Genomic DNA, 965 nt, shown 5'->3' on the forward strand with positions numbered 1-965 from the left:
GGTGACATACTTCCACAATGCCACGAGAAGCTTGCGCGCCAGCGCCACGATCGCGCGCTTGCGGCCTTGCGGGCTTCGCTCCTTGAACCAGCGCGTCAGGGCCGATTGCGGCTGGTGACGTATCCAGAGCCAGGCGAACTGGATCATCGTGGTCCGCAGCCTGGGATTGCCGGCCTTCGACACGCCCTGCTCGTGCCGGATGCCCCCGCTTTGCCAGGGCGTCGCTGCAAGGCCCGCATAGGCGGCGACCTGGCGGCGGTTGGAGAAGCTCCGGTAGAACGCCTCCGACCAGAGCACGGCCGCGAAGTTGGCACCCATTCCCTTCAAGGCAAGCAGCATCGTGACCACGTCCGGCGCGGCTTCGTCGCCTGCAGGCTTTCTCGCCGCCACCAGCATGGCGTCCCGCGCGGTCTCGACCGCCTCGATCTGTTCCAGAAGCAGTTCGATCCGATCGAGTTCGCGGCCGATCTGCGCCTTCAAATGCGCCGGCAGCTCCCGCTCGTCGCCCGTGCGCAAGGCCTCGAGCCGTATCCGCCGATTGCGCCGCAGCGGCTCGTAACCCGATACCCCCTGCGCGAACAGAAGACCCTTGATCCGGTTCACATGCGTGATGCGCTCGGCGATCAGGCTCCCCCGTTCGCGACCAATCCGCCGCCGATCCTCCTCTTCGGGCGAGGGCGCAACCACCATCGCACAGACCCGTGGTTCGCCGCGCTTGTAGGCGAGAAGCGCCCGCAGCAGCGTCTCCCCGTCAAGCCGGTCCGTCTTGGCGCGCCTGCTTCGCCGCGGCGCCGCGATCGAGGCCGGATCGACCACATGGCTCTCAATGCCATTCTGTTGCAGCACACGGTGCAGCCAGAACCCGTCCAGCCCAGCTTCCTGGATCGTGATGATCGGATAGCTCTCGCCGGTCCTGGCCTCCGCCTTGCGCCTGAGATCTGCGAACAGCTTCATCAAGCCGGCAA

Annotated in this window: 1 protein-coding gene; it reads right to left on the reverse strand. The window is 66.5% G+C overall.

The window, feature by feature from the left end; translation table 11 throughout:
* Positions 1 to 965: IS110 family RNA-guided transposase (locus tag FXB38_RS27480; RefSeq protein ID WP_246230190.1), on the reverse strand; the 965-nt coding region annotated here is incomplete at both ends.

The organism is Bradyrhizobium cytisi, assembly GCF_008123515.1.
GTDB classification, from domain to species: Bacteria; Pseudomonadota; Alphaproteobacteria; order Rhizobiales; family Xanthobacteraceae; genus Bradyrhizobium; species Bradyrhizobium cytisi.